The sequence below is a fragment of the Candidatus Foliamicus sp. genome, assembly GCF_965221325.1.
Lineage (GTDB): Bacteria > Pseudomonadota > Gammaproteobacteria > Steroidobacterales > Foliamicaceae > Foliamicus.
In genome coordinates this window covers 466,110-485,679 of the sequence record NZ_OZ244880.1, presented here as the reverse complement: position 1 = coordinate 485,679, position 19,570 = coordinate 466,110, and the positions used below count along the sequence as shown (strand labels likewise).

At 65.7% G+C, this 19,570-nt stretch carries 19 protein-coding genes; 2 read left to right on the top strand and 17 right to left on the bottom strand.

The genetic code is table 11. The annotated features are described in order from the left end of the window. Positions 1–88: 88 nt before the first annotated feature. Genes ACWCOO_RS02245 through ACWCOO_RS02220 form a run of 6 tightly spaced genes read right to left on the bottom strand, consistent with a single transcriptional unit; the run spans position 89 to position 6,551 of the window. On the bottom strand, positions 89–1,495 hold the full coding sequence (locus ACWCOO_RS02245) for a BatD family protein (protein WP_446831350.1): 1,407 nt from the start codon (positions 1,493–1,495) through the stop codon (positions 89–91). After that, positions 1,489–3,096, bottom strand: coding sequence for a VWA domain-containing protein (locus ACWCOO_RS02240; RefSeq protein ID WP_446831349.1), 1,608 nt, complete (start codon positions 3,094–3,096; stop codon positions 1,489–1,491). The genes ACWCOO_RS02245 and ACWCOO_RS02240 overlap by 7 nt, the downstream gene beginning before the upstream one ends. Positions 3,097–3,119: 23 nt before the next feature. After that, positions 3,120–4,079 carry a VWA domain-containing protein gene (locus ACWCOO_RS02235; RefSeq protein WP_446831348.1) on the bottom strand — a complete coding sequence of 320 codons (960 nt, stop codon included), beginning with the start codon at positions 4,077–4,079 and terminating at the stop codon, positions 3,120–3,122. Further along, positions 4,076–4,549, bottom strand: coding sequence for a DUF4381 domain-containing protein (locus ACWCOO_RS02230; RefSeq protein WP_446831347.1), 474 nt, complete (start codon positions 4,547–4,549; stop codon positions 4,076–4,078). Before ACWCOO_RS02230 ends, ACWCOO_RS02235 begins: the two co-directional genes overlap by 4 nt. A gap of 16 nt (positions 4,550–4,565) precedes the next feature. Continuing rightward, positions 4,566–5,513: a DUF58 domain-containing protein gene (locus ACWCOO_RS02225; protein ID WP_446831346.1), complete on the bottom strand. Its 948-nt coding sequence runs from the start codon at positions 5,511–5,513 to the stop codon at positions 4,566–4,568. A gap of 45 nt (positions 5,514–5,558) precedes the next feature. Further along, entirely contained in the window at positions 5,559–6,551 is a 993-nt protein-coding gene (locus tag ACWCOO_RS02220; protein WP_446831345.1) for an AAA family ATPase, read from the bottom strand. 63 nt (positions 6,552–6,614) lie between these two features. On the opposite strand from ACWCOO_RS02220, the gene ACWCOO_RS02215 reads away from it, so the two are divergent. Continuing rightward, positions 6,615–7,061, top strand: a complete 447-nt coding sequence (locus tag ACWCOO_RS02215) for a DUF192 domain-containing protein (protein ID WP_446831344.1) — start codon at positions 6,615–6,617, stop codon at positions 7,059–7,061. Positions 7,062–7,121: 60 nt separating this feature from the next. On the opposite strand, the gene fusA is transcribed toward ACWCOO_RS02215, so the two are convergent. Next, on the bottom strand, positions 7,122–9,155 hold the full coding sequence (fusA, locus tag ACWCOO_RS02210) for an elongation factor G (protein WP_446831343.1): 2,034 nt from the start codon (positions 9,153–9,155) through the stop codon (positions 7,122–7,124). A 22-nt stretch (positions 9,156–9,177) separates the two neighbouring features. Further along, positions 9,178–9,780 carry an SRPBCC family protein gene (locus ACWCOO_RS02205; RefSeq protein ID WP_446831342.1) on the bottom strand — a complete coding sequence of 201 codons (603 nt, stop codon included), beginning with the start codon at positions 9,778–9,780 and terminating at the stop codon, positions 9,178–9,180. A gap of 149 nt (positions 9,781–9,929) precedes the next feature. Between ACWCOO_RS02205 and ACWCOO_RS02200 the strand changes: the two genes are divergently transcribed. After that, positions 9,930–10,781, top strand: coding sequence for an alpha/beta hydrolase (locus ACWCOO_RS02200; RefSeq protein WP_446831341.1), 852 nt, complete (start codon positions 9,930–9,932; stop codon positions 10,779–10,781). Positions 10,782–10,814: 33 nt separating this feature from the next. Here the strand turns inward: ACWCOO_RS02200 and ACWCOO_RS02195 are convergent, their stop codons facing one another. Genes ACWCOO_RS02195 through ACWCOO_RS02155 form a run of 9 tightly spaced genes read right to left on the bottom strand, consistent with a single transcriptional unit; the run spans position 10,815 to position 19,545 of the window. Continuing rightward, the gene (locus ACWCOO_RS02195) at positions 10,815–11,267 is read right to left on the bottom strand and encodes a c-type cytochrome (protein ID WP_446831340.1); all 453 of its coding nucleotides are present in this window, start codon (positions 11,265–11,267) and stop codon (positions 10,815–10,817) included. Next, on the bottom strand, positions 11,268–12,458 hold the full coding sequence (locus ACWCOO_RS02190; protein WP_446831339.1) for an ABC transporter permease: 1,191 nt from the start codon (positions 12,456–12,458) through the stop codon (positions 11,268–11,270). It abuts the gene before it with no gap. A 10-nt stretch (positions 12,459–12,468) separates the two neighbouring features. Beyond that, positions 12,469–13,635, bottom strand: a complete 1,167-nt coding sequence (locus ACWCOO_RS02185) for an ABC transporter permease (RefSeq protein ID WP_446831338.1) — start codon at positions 13,633–13,635, stop codon at positions 12,469–12,471. 37 nt (positions 13,636–13,672) lie between these two features. Then, positions 13,673–14,383, bottom strand: a complete 711-nt coding sequence (locus ACWCOO_RS02180; RefSeq protein WP_446831337.1) for an ABC transporter ATP-binding protein — start codon at positions 14,381–14,383, stop codon at positions 13,673–13,675. Positions 14,384–14,414: 31 nt separating this feature from the next. Then, entirely contained in the window at positions 14,415–15,644 is a 1,230-nt protein-coding gene (locus ACWCOO_RS02175; protein ID WP_446831336.1) for an efflux RND transporter periplasmic adaptor subunit, read from the bottom strand. Then, positions 15,641–17,146: a ferrochelatase gene (locus ACWCOO_RS02170; RefSeq protein WP_446831335.1), complete on the bottom strand. Its 1,506-nt coding sequence runs from the start codon at positions 17,144–17,146 to the stop codon at positions 15,641–15,643. The genes ACWCOO_RS02175 and ACWCOO_RS02170 overlap by 4 nt, the downstream gene beginning before the upstream one ends. Then, a complete protein-coding gene (locus ACWCOO_RS02165; protein WP_446831334.1) occupies positions 17,143–18,147 on the bottom strand; it encodes an alpha/beta fold hydrolase in 1,005 nt (334 codons plus the stop codon). The genes ACWCOO_RS02170 and ACWCOO_RS02165 overlap by 4 nt, the downstream gene beginning before the upstream one ends. Beyond that, positions 18,144–18,920: an anti-sigma factor domain-containing protein gene (locus tag ACWCOO_RS02160; protein WP_446831333.1), complete on the bottom strand. Its 777-nt coding sequence runs from the start codon at positions 18,918–18,920 to the stop codon at positions 18,144–18,146. Before ACWCOO_RS02160 ends, ACWCOO_RS02165 begins: the two co-directional genes overlap by 4 nt. After that, positions 18,910–19,545 (bottom strand): RNA polymerase sigma factor, encoded by a 636-nt coding sequence (locus ACWCOO_RS02155; protein ID WP_446831332.1) that lies wholly within the window; start codon positions 19,543–19,545, stop codon positions 18,910–18,912. The genes ACWCOO_RS02160 and ACWCOO_RS02155 overlap by 11 nt, the downstream gene beginning before the upstream one ends. Positions 19,546–19,570: the final 25 nt, after the last annotated feature.

Genomic DNA, 19,570 nt, shown 5'->3' with positions numbered 1-19,570 from the left:
TGCGCGAACCGCAGTGCGCAGGACTGGCGTTGGAGCTTAGCAGCGCGCACGCGTGAACCGCGGTACAGGGCGGCCGGGCACGGCGGCCTCAATGCGAGCGGGACAAACCGCGCGGCGCGGCAGGCTGCCTGCTGCCCGGAGCGGCCCGTTTCGGCCACAAGGGGGGTAGCGCACGGCGGGGAGCTTTGGAGCGGGCGGCGGGACGTGGCGCTCGACGCGCCGCGGCAAGCAACTCCGCAGGTTCCCAGCCTTCGGAGCGCGGCGAGTAAAGGACGGCGGAAAGGCGACGGCAATATTCCGAGAGCGGCTGGCCGCAGCATGCAGCCAATTCGCCGAGGTTGCGCGGGGCCGGCGCAGTCCAGACGGTGCGCGACCACTCCAGCAGGGCTGTCTCGGCGCCTTGCGCGTCGCGCTGCTCGCAAGCTGCAACCAGCTTCGCCAGCGCCCTTGCCCTTCGCGGCGCGGCGCCTTCTGCCTGGCCCGAAATCCACGTTTGCAGTTCCCGGCGGTGGCGGCGCGCCGCCACGATACGGTTCGAAGCCCACCAAGCCACCCCCGTCAGGAACCATCCGAGGGCCAAGATGCCCACCAACCATTCGCCGACGCCTCCGCGCGCGGCCGGCAGCGCGGCAGGCGCAGAAACAGCGGGAGCGGGCACCCCGCGCGCCTGCAGTACACGCTCGGGCAATTCAGCCGTTTCCCAGCGCTCGGCGGACACGTTCCACCAGTCAAACCGCAATGCCGGCAATACCACCTCGCCGGCGCGCGACGCCAGCAGCGCCGCGCGTTGAAGCCGCACGCCCACCAGCCCTTCCAGGGTAACCTGATTCTCGAATTCCGCCCGCTCCATGAAATGGCGGAAATTCGCGCCATCGCCGGGGCTGAGTTCGGGAATCTGGCGGGCCGGCTGACCTTTCACGCGCACACCGAGCAGGCGGACCAGTGGCTCGCCGGCGGTCAGTTGGTCCGTCGAACGCTCAAACTTATCCCAGATCTCCACGTGTTCGGCGGTCAGCCATTGGCCCGCAGGGGGCGACGAGACAGCGCGCACCTCAAGCCGTTCGGGTTCCGCATCGTGGACAAAGGTTTGGACACGAAAGCCGAACTCGCCGCCGATCCATTTCAGGCTTGGCGGCATCAGCAGCAACTCGCCGGCCGATTGCGGAAATATGGCATAGCGCCGCACCAGCATCAGGTTCTCGTCATCGCCGGGCCGAGCGCTGTATTCGCGATCATTTCCCAGCCGTTCGACCAGAGCTTCCCCGCCCAGCAGTACCGGTTCGTCAAGGCTGCGAATGCGATTGATGCGGCGTGTTCCGGCGGGCGCATAAACGCGCACCGTGTAAATCACCTGCGAACGTTCCCAGGGACGCCGTTCGCTCAATTCCGCGCGCACCACAAAGGGAGGCTCTGCGGCCGGCGTTTGCGCCTGAGCGCCAAGCCACAGCACCAGCGCCAGTGTCGCGCCACCAAACCGCAAGCAGAACTTCACCATGGCTCGTCCGCCGGGCCGGGCCAGAGAGGCCGCCCGTCCTGGTCCACCCCCTGGACACGATACTGGCGCTGAAACTTGCGCCGCAACAGACCGCCGGGATCGTCGGGAACCTGCTGCAGCCAGCGTTGCGCCTGTTCCGGAAGCATCGGCGCATCCCCGATTGCCTCGTGATCGGCCAGCGGCGCCGCCACTTCCTCGTCAGCGCCCGGCTCAAGTCCATTGGCCGGGTGTTCCACCTGCACTTCTTCCGCCGGCTGGGCTGCCTGGGCAGCGGCGCTGCCTGGCTGTTTCAGAATCGCGAGATTGTGGCGCGCGTCCGTATGCCCGGGATGGTCGCGCAGCAATTCTTCATAGAGCCGAATGGCCTCGGGAACTTGTCCGGCGCGGGCCAGCGCCGTGGCGCGGTTGTACCGGTCGCGCACCGCGCGGGAGCCCTTGAGAAGCCGAGCGGCGTCCAGGAATCGGCCCTGCCGATAAGCCGCGGCGGCTTTCCAGGCAGGCGCCTCGAACAATGCCTCCGCGCGCCCATACTCGCCCTGCGAAAAAGCCCGCAACCCTTGCCGGTCCGCAGTAGTGAACCAGCCGTCGGCGGCAACCGCCCCCAGCGGCGCCGCCAGCAACACCAAGACCCATCCGCGGCGAAATGCCAAAGCCGCCAGCGGCGCCAGCAACACCAGCAGTAGAGGCCCCTCGTCGCGCCAGCGCCGAGCCTCTACATCCCCTGCCGCGGCCCTGGCGCCCCGCGAAACCCCGCGGCCCAGCAGTTCCGCGAGGTCGGCGTTGTCCGCGGTCATGGGCCGAAACGCGCCCCCGCCTTCGCGGGCCAGACGCAGCAGGGCGTCCTCGTCCGAGCGGCTGAGCACCAAACCGGAATCAGCGCTGCGCAGGAAGCCGCCTTGCATATCGGGAACCGGAGCGCCACCTCGTGTTGCCGCGCCGAGTACCAGCAGACTGTGCCCGTCCGCGCGCAGACGGCGCGCCGCTTCCACGGCTCTCTGCCCGCCGGCAGAGTCGGTAAGCAGCAACAAGCGGCCCTGGCGGGCTTCGGCCTGTTCGAGCAAACGATGGCCGCGGCGGATGGCCGCCGCCACGTTGCTGCCGCGGCTGGGCATTATTTCCGGCTCCAGTACATCGAGCAAGTTGAGCAAGGTGGCCGCGTCGGTGGTGATGGGCGTCACGGTGAATGCATGTCCGGAAAAGGCCACCAAACCCGTCCGGCCCTGGGCGCGGCGGCGCAAACTTTCCTTCAACTTCAAGCGGGCGCGATCCAGCCGGCTGGGCGCCAGGTCTCCCGCCAGCATCGAACGCGAAACATCCAGAAGCGCCACCATGGTATCGGCGCTGCGCTGGAAGGGCTGCGGCGCCTGGCGCCAGGCCGGACCGGCAAGTGCCAGGAGGCAAGCAGCCAATCCCAGCGAAGCGGCAATGCGCCAGCGCTGTCCGCCCTGCGTGTGGCGCTCGCGCAGCAGGAACGGCGCCAGCGCGGGGTCCACCACCCTGGCCCAGGGGCCGTTGGACTGCTGCGCGCTGATCCAGGGCAGCGCCGCCAGCGGCAGCGCCAACAGCCACAGCGGGCGAAGCCAGTGAAAGTCGAATTCCATCAGCGCAGCATCGGCAAACGCAACTAGCGGCCCCTCCAGGCCAGCGTGAGGCCCAGCAGCAGCGCTATCAGCAGCGGCGGCACGTGCGCCGGCTGGCCGCTGAGCAGGTCGGGCTGATCAAGCCTGACAGGCTCCAGGCGATCCAGTTCGGCGTAGATCTCTTCCAGCCGTCCCTGCTGGCTGGCGCGAAAATAGCGCCCGCCGGTAATCGCCGCGATCCGCAGCAGTGTTTCCTCGTCCAATTCCGCGGACAGTTCGGGGGTCATCAAGCGGGTTGAGCCGATGCCTATGGCATAGATCTTCAGGCCTGCAGCGCGCGCCAGTTCCGCCGCCTTGAGCGGCGTCAGCGCGCCGGCGGTGGCGGCGCCGTCGGTGAGCAGCACCAATACGCGATGCTCGGGCGCCGGCCCGGCCAGCGACATGCGCTTGACCGCCAGCGCAATGGCGTCGCCCAAGGCGGTTTGGCGCCCTGCCAAGCCCACCGAGGACTCATCCAGAAAGGCGCGCACCGTGGCTCGGTCGAAGGTCAGAGGCGCCTGCAAGTACGCTTGGCCGCCGAACAGAATCAGGCCCACGCGATCGCCGGCGCGGCGCTCGATGAACTCGCCGGCAACTGCCTTGATCGCTCCGAGCCGGGACGCCGACCGCTCGGCAAGGCGCGCGTCGCGCACTTCCATGCTGCCCGACAAGTCCACGGCCAGCATCAGGTCGCGGCCTGTCAGCGGAGCCTCCATGTTGGCGTCCAGCAACACCGGGCGCGCTGCCGCGCACAACAGGCACAGGTACATAAGCGCCGCGAGGGCCCAGTCGAATGTAGCGCGCGGCGGGGTCTCGCGCGTCTCGCCAACCTGCGCGAAGCGGCTCCGATCGGGCACCCGCAACGGAACTCCAGCGCCGCGCTTGAGCGGCGCCAGGTAGCGGTAGACGAGCAGCGGCAGCGGCAACAGCAGCCATGCCCAGGCCCACTCGAAAGCCAGCGTCACGAGACGCCTCGCCGCGGCGCGCGCGCGCGCCGAATCCAGGCCGTAACGCTGCTAATGAAAGCCTGCGCATCCAGTTCCATCCGCTCCCGATAGGCGCCCTCGGTCAGCGCCCCTCCCGGCTGCGGGCCAACCCCGCGGCCCAATTCCGCCAGACAATCCAACCAGGCGCGACCCACCAGGCCGGCGGTTTCGGGACGGCCCCTCAAGAACAGCGCACAAGATCGCAGCAACACGGACACCTCCGCCAGCAGTCGCGCAGCGTCGCCATGCCGCGCATACTCGGCTTGCAGAGCCCGCATGCGCGCCAACGCTTCACGTTTCCACGCCGGCAGCCGCAGCAGCCACCATATGGCGGCGGCCAAAACCGCCAGCGCGAGCAGCCACCAGCCGGGCTGCGGCGGCCACCAGGCGGGTTCCGGTGGCAGGTGGATGTCGCGCAACTGCGCGGACAGCCCGACGCTCTCATTCACCGCGGCAACCGTCCCTTCACTGCGCCAATCCCCAAGTCATCTGCTGGGCAGTCGCGTCGGGCGGGCCCTGGGCCGGGTCCTGATCGGTGCGAAATTGCAGGTAGGCGCCACCGCTGACACGGGCGAGATCCATCAGGGCCCGCCCGGTTTCGTCGAAGTCCTGTCTGAAGCGATGCCGTGTGCGCTCGTGGCCGCTGTCGAACTCCACCTCGCCCGAGCCATCGTGAACCGCGTAGCGACCCGGCGGTGGGAGCTCCCGATCCAGACGGTCGTAAACGCGCACGATCAGCAGGGGCCGTCGCGTTCCCAATTGGCTGACCGAGGCCAGGTCTTGCGCATCCAAAAAATCGCTGATCAGCACCAGGCGGCTGCCGGAAGGCGCATGCCGCCGCAACAGCGGGATGGCGCGGTCCAGCGGGGATGGCGCCTCGGACTGCTCGTCGGCATCCTGCCGAAACGCTTGCGCCAGGCAGGCGGCCAAGCGCAATGCACCCCGCCGGGCCGGCAGCGGAGCGCAAAAGGCGCAACCACCCGCGGTCAACACCAGCCCGGACACGCGATCCCGCGCCTCAGCAGCCCACCAGGCAATCAGCATGGCCACCCGCGCAGCCAATACCGCCTTGAATACGCCCGCCGTGGCAAAGTGCATGCTCGAGGTCAGATCCACACACAGCAAGGTGGGGCGCTCGCTTTCTTCCTGGTAAAGCTTGGTATAAGGCCGGCCGCTGCGAGCGGTGGCCTTCCAGTGCATGTGGCGCGGATCGTCGCCTGGCTGCCAGGCGCGCACCTCGGCGAATTCCATGCCGCGGGCGCGCAGAGGCGCGAGTCCGGCCGAGCTGCTGCGGGAGCGACTCGCCGCCGGCAAGGGCCAGTCGAAGCGCGCGTGCCGCAAGGCCAGCAGTTCCGGAAGATCGACCCAGGTGCGGCCGCGCCCCTGGCGCTCCCTGAGCGCCGCTTCAGGCACGAGCGTTGTCCGCGACGCCAGTGATTGCCCGGCGCCCGAATTGCCTCAAGGCACGGCCACGCATTCAAGCAGCCGGTCTATGACTTCCTCGGAGCTTCGGCCTTGGGCCTCCGCTTCCCAGGTCATTATGATGCGGTGGCGCAACACCGCAGGCGCCACCGCCTGGATGTCGCCCGGGGTCACGAATTCGCGTCCGCGCAGAAAGGCGCGCGCGCGGCTACAGCGATCCAACGCGATCGATGCGCGCGGGCTGGCACCGTAACTCACCAGTCCATCCAGTGTGCTGTCGCAGGCCCCAGGGTCCCGAGTGGCGCGCACCAATTCGACGATGTAGCGCTCCAGCCGCTCGGCCAAGTGAAGCTGCAGCACCTGCGCCCGATCCGCCAGCAACAGTTCCACCGCGTAAGCCGGCTGCTCGGTACGGGATTGCGAGGCTGGCCCCGAAGCTTCCTGCCGCGTCAGCTCCACGATCCGCCTCTCCTCCTCGGCGCTGGGGTAGCTGATCGTGGATTTCATGACGAAGCGGTCGAGTTGCGCTTCGGGCAGCGGGTAGGCGCCCTCCTGTTCGATGGGATTCTGCGTTGCCATGACCAGGAACGGTTCCGGAAGCGGCCAGCTTTTCTCCGCCACGGTCACCTGTTTCTCCTCCATGGCTTCAAGCAGGGCCGATTGCACTTTCGCCGAGGCGCGATTGATCTCGTCGGCCAGCACCAGGTTGTGGAACAAGGGTCCGGGGCGAAACCGGAATTCCCCGGTTTGCGGACGAAATATCTCGGTGCCGGTAAGGTCCGAAGGCAACAGGTCGGGAGTAAACTGAATGCGGTGGAAAGTGGCGTGCAGACAGCGGCTCAAAACCTTCACCGCCCGAGTCTTGGCCAGGCCAGGCACACCCTCCACCAGCAGATGCCCGCCGGCCAGCAGTGCGATGAGCATATGCTCGATAAACGATTCCTGGCCCAGCACTTGCGCCTCGACGCGGCGCCGTAATGCGGCCAGCGGAGATTCAGGCGCTTGTCCGCGCGCGGGTTCTGCCGGCACCGGCTTCAGACTTGGCGTCGATCAGTCATAGGCGCCCGATTGTAGCGGGTGCATACTGCGTTCATGGGTTCTAGAACGCTGGCACTGGCCGCCCTCCTCCTGCTTTGGCAGCAGGGGGCCGCGCAGGACCTCGGTTCGCTGGCGCGCGCCCAGGGAGTGCTGGAGGCATCCGGCGGCGCCTGTGTGCTGCTGGAGCTTTGGTTGGCGCAAACTCCCGCTCAGCAGCGGCGCGGTCTGATGTATGTGCGCGACCTGCCCGAAACGCGCGGCATGCTGTTCCTCTACGAACGCGAGCAACCCCTCAGCATGTGGATGAAGAACACCTACGTGGCGCTGGACATGCTGTTCATTCGCGCCGACGGCACGGTGGCGCGGATCGCAACCGACACGCGTCCGCTCAGTCTGGTAAGCATCCCGTCCGGCGAACCCGTCAACCGGGTTCTCGAACTCAAGGCCGGCGTCGCGCAACGCTGGGGCTTGCAACCGGGCGACCGCCTGCTGGCGCCCTGATCACGAGTTCCGTTCCAGCGCCGCGCACTCGCCAGAGCGCGGACCGGGACAATAGGCGAGCTAATCTTCGGAGGGTTTGAAGGCTTCCTCCAGCGCCTTCTGAATCAGCGGGGGCGCCGTGGCGTAATGGTCGAACTCCATGGTGTAGGCGCCTTCGCCGCCGGTGAGGGACTTGAGGCGGGTCTGGAAGTCGCCCAACTCACCTATCGGGGCCTCGGCCAGGATGACCACCTGGTTGCCCGGCAGCGAATCGTTGCCGCTGATGCGCCCGCGCGAACCGGACAGGTGGCCGGCAATGTCGCCCATGTGTTGACCGGGCGTGGTGACTTCGAGCTTGGCAATCGGCTCAAGCACGATCGGCTTGGCCTTGCTGATCGCGTCGATGAATGCCTTCTTGCCCGCAGCCACGAACGCCACTTCCTTGGAATCCACCGGGTGATGCTTGCCGTCGTGCACGGTCACCCGAATGTCCTGCAGCGGGTAGCCGGCCACGGCTCCTTCCTGCAGCACCTGGCGCACACCCTTCTCCACGGCCGGCATGAATTGCGAAGGAATCACGCCGCCCACCACCTTGTCCACAAACTCGAAGCCGCTGCCGCGCGGCAGGGGTTCGACATTGAGAAACACCTCGCCGAACTGGCCCGCGCCGCCGGTCTGCTTCTTGTGCCGGTGATGCCCTTCGGCCTTGCGAGTAACGGTTTCGCGATAGGCGATGCGCGGCGCCCGGGTTTCGACCTCCAGGCCGAACTCCTCGTGCATGCGGTCGAGGACCACCCGCAGGTGCAATTCTCCCATGCCGCGCAGAACCGTCTCGTTGGCCTGCGCGTCGAACTCCAGCCGCAAGCTGGGATCCTCGGCGGTGAGTTTGGCCAGTGCGTCGGAAAGCTTCTTCTCGTCGCCCCGCCGCGTCAGTTCCAGCACCACGCCATGCATCGGCGCCGGCAGTGGCGCCGGCGCGAATTGGAGACGGCCGCGGGCGTTGCCGGCATGCAGAACGCCGCCGTAACTCAGCTCGTTTATCTTCGATAGCGCCGCGATGCCCCCAGGGCCCACCGACTGCACGTCCTCGGCCGCGGCACCCTGAACGGCGTAGAGGTGTGCCACCTTGATCGGCTTGCGCTGGTCGTCCAGGTAGATCGAATCGCCCACGTTTACCTGCCCCTGGAACACGCGAAACAAGCCCATCCTGCCCACGTACGGATCGACATTGATCTTGAACAGCAGAGCCATGACATCCTCGTCCTTTTCGGCTTTCAGGACCAGGGGCTCATCGTCCAGCGAGCAGGCCGGAGGATTGCCTTCGCGCGGCGACGGCGTCAGCCGGTGCATGATATTCAGAAGCTGGTTGATACCCGACCCCGTGGTGGAGGACACGAAGCACACAGGAACCAGGTGCCCGCGCCGCAGCGCGCGCTCGAAGGCGCCGTGCAGCCGCTCCGGATTCATGTCTTCGCCTTCTTCGAGATAGAGCTCCATCAACTCGTCGTCCAGTTCCACCACCTGGTCCACGATAGTTGTGCGCGCTTCGGCGGTAGAGCCGAAATCGGTGGGCCGGTCCTCCGGGTCGAAGTAGCAGTCGGCCACGTTGGCGGCGGCGTCAGCCGGCAGGTTCAAGGGAATGCATTCGCGGCCGAATGTTTCGGTGATTTGCTCCATCAGTCCCGCAAGATCGGCGGTTTCGCTGTCGATGTGCGTGATCGCAATAAACCGGGCCAGCTTCATCGCCTTGGCAGCGGCCATGGCGCGGCGGGTCATCAGCTCTATGCCAGCCGATGCATTGATCACGATAATCGCCGTTTCTGCTGCAGGCAGCACACTCAGCGCGCGGCCCGCGAAGTCGGCGGAGCCGGGAGTGTCGATCAGGTTGACGTAGGCGCCGCCATGCTCGAAATGGCATACCGAGACATCAGCCGAATACTGCAGGCGCTTTTCCTCCGGCCGATAGTCGCAAACAGTGGTGCCGCGCTCGATGCTGCCGGGCTCCTTGATCGCTCCGGCGGCCGCCAGCAAGTTTTCCGCCAGTACGGTTTTCCCGGCGCCGGAATGACCAAGCAGAACGATGTTGCGCAGGGAAGCAGTGGGTGGATTAGTCATGCGCGGCAAACCTCGGCATTGTTCATGTAAGCGAATCAGGCGCCCCGGACGGCCCCGAAACCTCCAGCGGCGCCTCGAGTGGCTGAGGCTCCGGCTCGCTCTCAAGTATCGCCTTCAGATTGGACAGACCCCGTTCATAGGACGGTCCGATCATGCCATCCATCAGCAACCCTATGTAGCGTCCGACGGGATTGCCGCCCATGTCGGTTTCCATGGTCCAGGTGAGTACCGAACCGCCTTCGCGGATATCGATCAGGTAGTCCGCATGAGCGATGCCTCCGGTTCCGAAGTCCAGCAACGCCCGCACCTTGTAATTGGGATAGCTTTCGAGGATCTCCTGCATTCCGTTGCCTACCTCGACATGGTCGCTGTACCAGAGCATGCGCGACCCGGCGCCGGTGCGCGGGCCCTCAAACACGTAGCGCGTAGCAGGATCGATATCGTGCCAGGGCTGCCAGCGGTTGAACTCGCGGAAGTCGTTCACCATGGCGAACACGGCAGCCGGCGAGGCATCGATTTCCACCGAGCGCTCCACGCGAACATCACGCGGCAGAAGGAAACCGACGGCGAACAGGAGCGCCAGCAACCCCACCATGCCTATCAGCATTCGCTTGATAATGACCATGCCCTACCTCTTTGTTCGTCAAACCTACCCGCCGGCCACACGGCAAGGTGCGGCAATTTACCACAGGCCCCTTGCCGCAGCCCGGTCTAGCGAAAGCTCGGCAAGTTCAGGCAATATCCGGGGCGAGCTTCCGATGCGGGAGGAAACCCATGTCCACAGTCACGCCGCCACGCCTGAGCCGCGCATTCGCCGAAACCGCCGCAGGGCGCATCCATTACCGCTACCATCGCCCCAAGGCGCCGCGCGGAGTATTGCTGATGCTGCACGCTTCGCCCACCTCTTCGTGGAGCATGCGGACCTTGGGCGGCGCCATCGCCGGCGAGTATCACGTGATTTGCCCCGACACCCCGGGCAACGGCGACTCCGACCCGCTGGACATGGAGCAGCCGCGCATTGAGGATTTCGCGACCGCCATGCTGGGCCTGCTGGACGCGCTGGAAATTGACCGCGCCTCGGCTTATGGCAGCCATACCGGGGCGCACACCGCGATCGAGCTGGGCATCGCCGCCCCGGACCGGATCGCCAAGGTCGTGCTGGACGGGATCGCGCTGTTTGAGGGCGCGGAACGCGAGGACATGCTACGTAATTACGCGCCCGAGATTCATCCGGATCTGGAAGGGCGGCATTTGACCTGGGCGTTTCAGTTCATGCGCGACCAGAACATCTTCTTCCCGTGGTTCAAGCGCGACGCCGAGCACTTGCGCGGCATGGGCCTGGTGCCCCCGGAACTGCTGCACGCGGCGACGCTGGAAGTGCTCAAGGCACTCACCACCTACCACAAGGCCTACCGCGCGGCCTTCTCGCACCGGGTTCGGGAGCGCATGCCGCTGCTGACGCAGGAAGCGCTCGCGCTATGCGATGCGCAGGACCCCCTGCATGACCAGACCCGCGAGGCGGTGAGTCTGGCGCCGCGCGGCCAGTTCATGTCGATGCCGAGCTACGCCGATGCGGACTTCCTGGTCCGCAAACGCGACGCCATCCTGTCCTTCCTGACGCTCTAGTGCGCTATCCCGGAATCTGCCGAGCTATCCGGACTAGCCTTCGGAGCGGAATTCCCGGTGGCAGTTGCGGCAGGCGTCGGCCAGCCGCTTCAGCGATTGCACCATGAACTCCCTGTCGCCCGACTCGGCGGCGGCCACCAGGTTGCGACCCTCGCGCTCGGCGGCCTCGGCGCGCGCAAGAAACTGTTCCGGGCGTTGCCAGATTCCGGGCAGTGCCGAGGTTTCTCCCGCCTCCGAGCCCGGGGGGAACAGCGTACTGACGAGCTGCGCATTGAGCCCCAGCGATGTCGCCTGGGCTTCAATGTGGTTCTGGTCGAAGTCCAGCTCCCCCGCGAGCAGACCGGTTAGCGCCGAAAGGTGGGCCGCCATGCTCAACATCACGTCCTTGCGGTATTCGATTGCGGCGTCGGCCTGCGCACTGGCAGCCAGCATGGTGGTGGCCACAACAGCCGCAACCCGGTCCCCAATGTGCCGAGCGCAATTCAATTACAGCTCGCGCAAGGCCACTGTTACGCGCGCTGTCGCCGCGCGCACAGCCGGGAAAAGTCCTCCAACCAGACCCACGATCAGCGCCGCCGTTATGCCCTGGGCGAGCAGGTCCGGCGTAACCGCGAAATTGAACACCACCTGGCTGAAACTCGCGGCCAGCGTGGAAGCCTGAAAGCCGTTCAAGGCCAGCCAGGCGATGGCGCAACCCAGCGCGCCACCTAGCAAGGCCAGCGCCAAGGATTCCAGCAAAGTCGCCAGAGCCGTGGGGAAGGAGCCGAACCCAAGCGCGCGCAAGGTCGCCAGTTCGCGGGCCCGCGCCGATACCGAGGCATACATGGCGTTGAGGGCGGCAAAAACGGCGCCTATGGCCATCAGTATCGACACCGGAATGCCGATCACGCGAATCAGCGTAGCCGTGTCTTCGGCCTGGTCCGCGTAGAACTCCTTCTCGCGCCAGACGTCAACGCTCATGCGCTGATCGGCGTCCAGAGCGGCCTCCAGCCGTTCGAGGCCGTCAGAACCGTCCAATCGGGCGCGCACAACCTGAAAGCCGTTGCCCAACTGATAGGCGGACTGAAGCACGTTCACATCGCACCACAGCTCGGACTCGAATACCGAACCTCCGGTTTCGAACACGCCGGTCACCAGCCATTCCGTCTTCCCGAAACGGATCGTCTGCCCTGGCTCCAGGCCCCTGAACTGGCTTCGCGCACCCCGGCCGGCAACAAGTTCGAAGCGGCCGGGCGTGAACTCGCGGCCCTCCACCAGTTGATAATCCCTGCGCAAGGCATAGCCGCCGGGCTGAATACCACGCAAGGCGACATTGGACTCGCCGCCGGACGACTTGCTCACGGCATTGACGATCCAGAACAGTTCCGCCGACACCTGCGGTTCTCCGCCGGCATCGCGAGCGATGCCCGGCGCGTAGCGCGCGATGTCCGCCTGCTCCCCGCTGAAGCGGCTATTGAGTTCGGCGGTGGAGCCGCTGCGCAACACCAGCGCTATATCCCGCTGGCCGCTGCCTTCCATGGTCTTCTCGAACCCCGCAGCCATGGACAGGACGCCCGCAAATACCCCCGTAAGCGCGGCGATGCCGGACATGGCCACCGCGGCTGTGCCCGGACGGCGCGGCAAGCTGCGCAAATTCAGCGTCGCCAGCGCCGCGGTTTGCTTCAGCCACCCGAACACCGGTACGCCACTAGGTGGTTCGCAAGAGCGCGACGATGTCCAGCCTGAGCGCGCGTATCACCGGCGGCAGCACGGATCCCAAGCCGATCGCCAGCATCAGGCCAAGGCCCAGTGCCACCGAACTCGTTCCGATACGCAAGCCGGCGGGGAATAGCGCACCCATTGCCCCAGCCAGCCAGGAGAGGAACCCCCAGCCCAGCAGCATTGCCAGCAGGCCCACGGGCAGTACCAGCAGCAGCCCTTCCAGGACGGTGAGCCGAAAAATGCTGCCCGAGGTAAATCCGAGCGTCTTGAGCACGCCCATTTCGTGAACCCGTTCGCGCACCGATTGCGCCATGGTGTGGCCGGTCACGAGCAGGATCATGAACACCACGGCACTCAGGATCAGGGTAACGATGAGGCCGATGTTGCCGAACTGCTTGGCGTATTCCTGGGCAAAAGCGGCCTCGCTTTTGGTCTTCGTCTCGGCGGGCGAATTGGCGAATTCCGCATCGATGGAGGCGACCAGGTCCTCAAGCCGCAGCGAGCCGTCGCCCTTGGACACATACCAGCCGACGGTGCCCTTGCCAAACGCCCGGGCTTCCTCGAAATAGTCGTAGTGGAACAGCAGCACGCCGGCGTTCATGCCGGCATCGGTGTCGTCGAAGATCCCCTCGATATCGAACTCCCAGACGTCGCTGCCGTTGCTTCGGGTCCAGATGCTGGAGCGCAGCGGAACACGGTCGCCGATTTCCCAGCCGTATTGAGCCGCGACCGGCCGCCCCACGATCGCTCCGCCCCGATTGGCCAGCCAGGCCGCCTTCTGTTGGTCGGAAAGCTTGATTTCGGGGTTGAGCGCCAGGTACTCCTCGGCCTCCACCGGATACTGTGCAAACTCGGGATTGTCCTGGTAGCGGGCGCCGAACCAGGTGCCGTGCGAGACCGCCGCCACTCCCGGCAGGCGCGCGATCCGCGACTGGTAGGCTTCCGGCAGCATCATGATCAGCGACACCTTGTGCGACGTCAGCAGCCGCTCTTCGGCCTCCGCACCCACATCGCTGAGGGAGAGGGCGATCCTCATGCCCTCAAGGACGGTGAACAAGAAAAACACCACCAGCACCGCCAGCATGGTGAACACGGTGCGAATCGGCTTGCGCCACAAGTTGCGCCGGACAAGAGTGAATCGGTTCATGCTCATAGGCTTTATTCCCTGCTGGCGGGGTGGATGCTCTTCATCACCGCCGCCCCTGCGTGGTGCTTTCCTCCGGCGCCCTGCTCAGCTCACCCTTGTCGAGATGCAGAACACGGTGCGCGAACGATGCGGCGCGCGGATCGTGGGTAACCATGACGATGGTCTTGCCGTAGTTGCTGTTCAGTTCCTGCAGCAGAGCCATGATCTCGTCGGCGGTGGAACGGTCCAGATCGCCAGTGGGCTCGTCGCAAAGCAGAATGGGCGGATCCGAGACGATGGCGCGGGCAATCGCAACCCGCTGTTCCTGCCCTCCCGATAGCTCGCGGGGATAGTGCGAAGCGCGATCGGCCAGACCCACCAGTTGCAGCGCCGTGTTGACATGCTGCCTGCGGCGCGAGGCCGGCAGGGACGTCAGCAGCAACGGCAGCGCCACGTTGCGCGCCGCGGTGAGGACCGGCAGCAGGTTGTAGAACTGGAAGATGAAACCGATGTTGCGCGCGCGCCACTTGGCCAAGGCGCCCGGCGATAGCTTGCTGATTATTTCGCCATCGACATCAACCACGCCCTCGGTCGGCTTGTCGAGCCCGCCAAGCAGGTTCAGCAAAGTGGTCTTGCCGGAGCCGGAAGGCCCCATCAGACCGACGAAGTCGCCCTCGGCGATGTCCAGGCTAATGCCGTCGAGCACGCTAACCGTCTCGCGGCCCTTGCGATAGTCCTTGCTGACTCTATCAACTCGGATGAGTGATTTAACCATGCCCCCCGCTTCGGTGTCTGGAATGAAGACTCTAAGGATATGTGATTTCGGCGCCGTCGGACAGCCCGGCGGGTGGTTCCAGGATCACGCGCTCTCCGGCAGACAGACCGGAAACGACCGCAACGCGCAGCCCGCTGCGTTCGCCCGTCATCACTTTGCGGCGCTGCGCGCGGTCGCCTTCGACCACAAACACCCACTGGTCGTCGGCGCTGCCCATCAGCGCCGAGGCCGCAACGCTGAGTGCGGGCGGCCCGGGAGGCGGCAGTGCTTCGCCGGACTCGATGAAGGACACCTTGGCGCCCATGTCCGGCAGGACTCGCGCATCGCGCTCAAGGATTCCGACTCGTACGCGGACGGTAGCCTTCTCGCGATTGGCGGCCGGCACGATGGCGATCACTTGCGCCGGAATCCGCCACGAGGGATAGGCATCCAGCCTCGCCGTTACCGCGCCGCCGGGACGCACCCGCTGCAGGTAAGCCTCGTTCACGTCCACTTCGATCTCCAGCGATTCCATGTCCACCAGCGTGCATATACCGGTGCGCGTGAAGCCGCCGCCCGCGGAAATCGGAGACACCATTTCGCCCGGCTGAGCGTTCTTGTCGATAACCACTCCGGCGAAGGGAGCGCGAATAACGGTTTCGCTGTGCGCTTGCCGCTGCACAGCCTCGGCGCGCTCCGCAACCGTTACCGCCGCCTGGTTGGCTTCCAGGCGAGCGTTGAGGCGGTCGCGGGCCGCTTGCGCAGCGTCCAACTCGGCCTCGCTGGCCAGGCCCTGGGCCCGCAATTCCGAGAACCGCGCAAACGATAGCTCGGCTTCGTGCAGGGCGGCGCGCGTTTCTCCCAATGCACTGCGTGCCGAGGCCAACTGGGCTTCCGCCAGCCGCAGTTGGGCAAGTTCGGCGGCATCGTCGAGTTCCGCCACCACCTGGCCCTCTTCGACGGTCATGCCTTCTTCCACCAGCACCCTGCGAATGCGCCCGGTGCGCTGGGACGAAACCGTTGCGGCGCGGCGCGCGGTAACGTAGCCGCTGGCGTCCAGAACGCTTGCGCCGCCCGCCGCCGAAGCCATGCGCACGGTCTCGACGCGCACTTCGGTGCTGGAGGCCGGCCAGAAACGAGTGGCCAGGACCGCAAGCACGGCCATTACGCAGAGCGTCCCGACCGCGGGCCACAGGAAGCGCTTCGCAGGGCCAGGCCGGGGCTGCTCGTCCCGCGGGATGCGCAGCCCTTCAAGGCTGGCGCGGTTGCCGGGTTCGTTCATCGAGCGGCCTGAATCGGCGCCTCGCCCGCGGGGTTGCCCGAATGCTGCGACAGCACCGAATCCATAGCCTGGAAGAAGGCCTCTACGATGGGCTCGCGGTAGCGTCCCACCGGCGTGCCGTTATATATCACCCGGGTGCCGTCCTGCACGTATTCCCGCACCAGCGGCTGGTCCCAGTCCGGGTAGTCGATGGGATCGTACAAGCTGTAGTCGTCGAAGCCGTGGAAGTTGACCATCGCGTGCCCGAAGGCGGTGTCGGTGTTTTCGGCAAAGAACGACAGGGGCACGTTGACGACATAGTCGAATCCGGCGCGGATTCCGTCCCAGTAGGCCTCATTGGTGGACATGTAGTTGTTGTCCGGATCGTTGATGGGATCTGCGAAATTCTCCTGGCTCATCACCAGCTTCTGGCGAGCGAATCCATAACTGTCGAGCAGTTCGCGGAGATCCGCCTCGACCGCCTCAAGGTAAGGCGGTCCCAGCTCCAGCCATGCCTCGTGCGGAACAAGGTCCCAGGGCATTCCGTGCGTGGACACCACCACCTTTACGGAACTCTCGACCGGTAATGTGTCCAGGCGGTCGGCCAGCATGCGCACATAGGCCTCGCGCATGACCGGCTGGTCTCCAAGCTGACGAGTAATGATCACCTTGATGTGCTTGTCGTTGGCCTCCTCCCACTCGTGGATGTAGTGCATGGCGTGCTTGATGCTGCTGTTGAATTCCTCGTGGTGCGAATAAATCGGCCGCGGCACCGCCAGCAAAACCGTGTCTATCCCGGTGTCGAGCAGTTCATGCATAGCCTGGCGAGCCATTCCGAAGTTCTCGGCAGTTACCCAGGCCCAGGGAATGGAGCCGTACTTCTCGTGTATGCGCTGCATGGCCTCGGTGGCGATGATGCGATTGCCGGCCTCATGGGGTATGCGCCCGTCCATGAAACCCTTGCCGGGCGCGTAGTAGAACACGCGGCACTTGGTGATCAGCCGGGCCGCCGAGGTCGGAATGCCGGCCTTGCGGCCGGGAAGCAGGAAGTAGCCCTGGCCCAGGTAGCTGTTCGGCGACGGCGGCGACCACACTACTTCGCCGGTAAGGTACTTGTCGGCGTACGGTACGCCGTCGTAGTCCGTATCGCGGCCCATATGATCAACCAGACGGGTGGGCGTGAATTCCTCGAACTCGTAGTAGCGCTCGGCATCCATGAGCAGCACTCCCCGGTCGCGGTTGGCAATATTGCGAATCGGCCAGGGAATGTACTGCAAGCTCTTCTTGGTGAGCAAGTAGTAGTCCTCAACCCGCAGTTCCTCCGGCTGTATGAGGTGAGAGACAAAAACTCCAACCCGACCCTCCGGCTGCTCGTCCTGGGTTTTGTAGTAGGTGAAATAGTTCGGTTCAGCCAACTGCGGCGGAGTGCGGTTCATGAACTTGAACACGCCGAAACCAGCAACGGCAAGCGTGAACACGCCAATCGCTGCGACCGCGGCCACCTTGAGCAGTTTTTTCATCATCCGGTCTGCCCCTCAAGCTCGACAATATAAGCGGGCCGGGCGAACGGAACCCGGTCCAGCCAGGCGCGCGCGTCCATTGCGGTTTCACGCGGCGCCTCCTGAATCGCCATGTGCCCGACGCCGGGATAAATGATAGTCTCAACCGCGGGCGCACTCTTGAGCAGGCGCGCCAGTTCGCCGGCCAACTCGACATGGACCTGCGGATTTTCCTCGCCCCACTGAATCAACACCGGCGCCCGCACCTGCCCGATCAGACCCTCGATGTCGCCGGAAACGTACTGGCGAAGGCGCGTGAGCTGAGCAAGGCGCTGACCTTCGAGCCGCCAGAGGTCGTGCCAGCGGTCCACCAGTTCCGGGGTTAGCTTGGCCGGATCACCGAAACCGCTCCTGAGCACGAATTCGGGCAGCGCACGCGGCATGATCCAGCGCAACAGGTCGGCGACCGGCGATATGGGCGGCGGCTCCTGCCGCCCGCGCACACCGGGTTCCAGCGAGCCTGGCGAGATCAGCACCAACCCCGCCGCGCGCTCCGGGTTGCGAACGGCGTAATGCATGGCCAGCGTGCCGCCCAGGGACGTGCCCACGATAGCCGCCCGCTCCACTTCCAGGCAATCGAGAAGGCGCTCCATCAGTTGCACCGTGCGTGCCAGGGTGTAATCCCCGGTGGCGTCGGCGCCGCTCAGGCCGTGGCTGGTCATGTCGAAGCGCACTACGCGATAGCTGTCCTGCAAGGCTTCGACCCAGGGGTCCCAGCCGATCAGACTGGCGAAATTGGCGTGGATAAGGACCACTGCGGGACCGGATCCTTCGTCGCGGTAATGAATGCGAGCGCCGTCAATCGAGGCAAATCGCGAAGCCTGGGTAGCGTAACGGGCCTCCAGCTTCTCGGACGGAATATCGCGCCAGATCCAGGCCGCAACGGCGAAGCCGGCAAGCGCCAGACCCACCACTCCCGCCACGGCCCAGGCCGCAGCGCGAAGCAGGCCGCGCAGGAATTTCATAGCGAGGTATGCGGGCGTGGCGCGGCCGCGGCCACCAGCAGCAGCGGCCCGTCAGACACCACCACGCCGCCCGCTTGTTCCAGCGTCACGGCAAAGGCAACGGGTTGGTCAACAGGCAACTTGGCCCGCGTCGCTACTGCGAACTCGCCGCTGGGAGAAGCGTCAAACACCCCGCCATCCACGGGATTGGCGTGGCGGTCGGGGTCCACGATCCAGAGTTGGTACTGCGCCTGCGAGGGATCGTTTGCGGGCAGACCGGAAAAGCGCATTTCGCCGGCCTGCAGCGCATCGCTCCAAGTGATTTCGCCCCGCACCTCTGCGTAGTCGGCAATTTCGGAAGCCCAAGGCAAGCGGACGACATCCGCCGCCGCCTGTATGGCCCGGGAGTCCACCGCGGAGGGTGGAGTCTGCGGGAGCACCACGGCAACAAGCCAGACAATCGCCATGGCCGCCGCAGTGGCCCAGCCCCACGACGCTCGCAGGTTTGTTCGGCGGCGGCGCGGCCGCACGGGCGCATCCACCGCCCGCGCGCGACCCATCGCGAGCAGACGATCGCGCAATTCGCCGGGCATTTGCCGCCACGCGGCGCGGTCTTCGGCCAGAAACGCGGCCTGGGTCAGAGCGGCTGCTTCGCGCAGGCTCTCCTGCTCGGCACGTACCGCTTCGGCTGGCATGGCGCCGGCCAGTTCCTCAAGCTCGCGCCACTCGGCGTCGTCCAGCCGCTGGGCGACCGCCTGGGCCGCCAGCAACTCGCTCAATCTGTCAGCCGGCATCGCGATAATCCTCCCCATCCTTCACCTTCAGCCCTTGGCGCAGCCGGATCAAGCTGCGCCGGATTCGTGTCTTTACGGTACCCAAAGGCATTGCAAGACGCTCTGCAATCTCGCTATGCGAGTACCCTTCGTATAAAGACAGCGAAAGGATTTCTCTTTCGCTGTCGGATAATTCGGCCAACAGCGGCCGCACGCGCACGGAATCGAGCTGCGACGCAAGCCGCCGGTCGCCATCCAGGGCATGATCCACTTCATCGCCGAGCAGCGGAACGCTGTCGGAAAATCGCGCCTCGTGCCGGATCTGATCCACCATGCGTCGGCGCGCCACGGTAAGCACAAAGGTCAATTCGCTGCCCCGGCGCGAGGAGAACCGGGCAGCGCTTGACCACAGCGACAGAAAAGCTTCCTGCACGGATTCCTGCGCCAGCGGGGACGACCCGAAATAACGGCGCGCCAAAGACCAAACCAGATCGCCGTAGGTCTCGACGAGCTCGGTCATGGCCAGCGGATCGCCCTCCGCAACCCGCTCAAGGATGGCTGTGTCCGCGACGCCGTCCGCAGAGGCAGCGCGCGGCATGGCTTGGGCTTGCACTCGATCGTTCAAAACCTGATGCAGCAACTTCAAGGGCGGATTGTATTCGCAACGATCG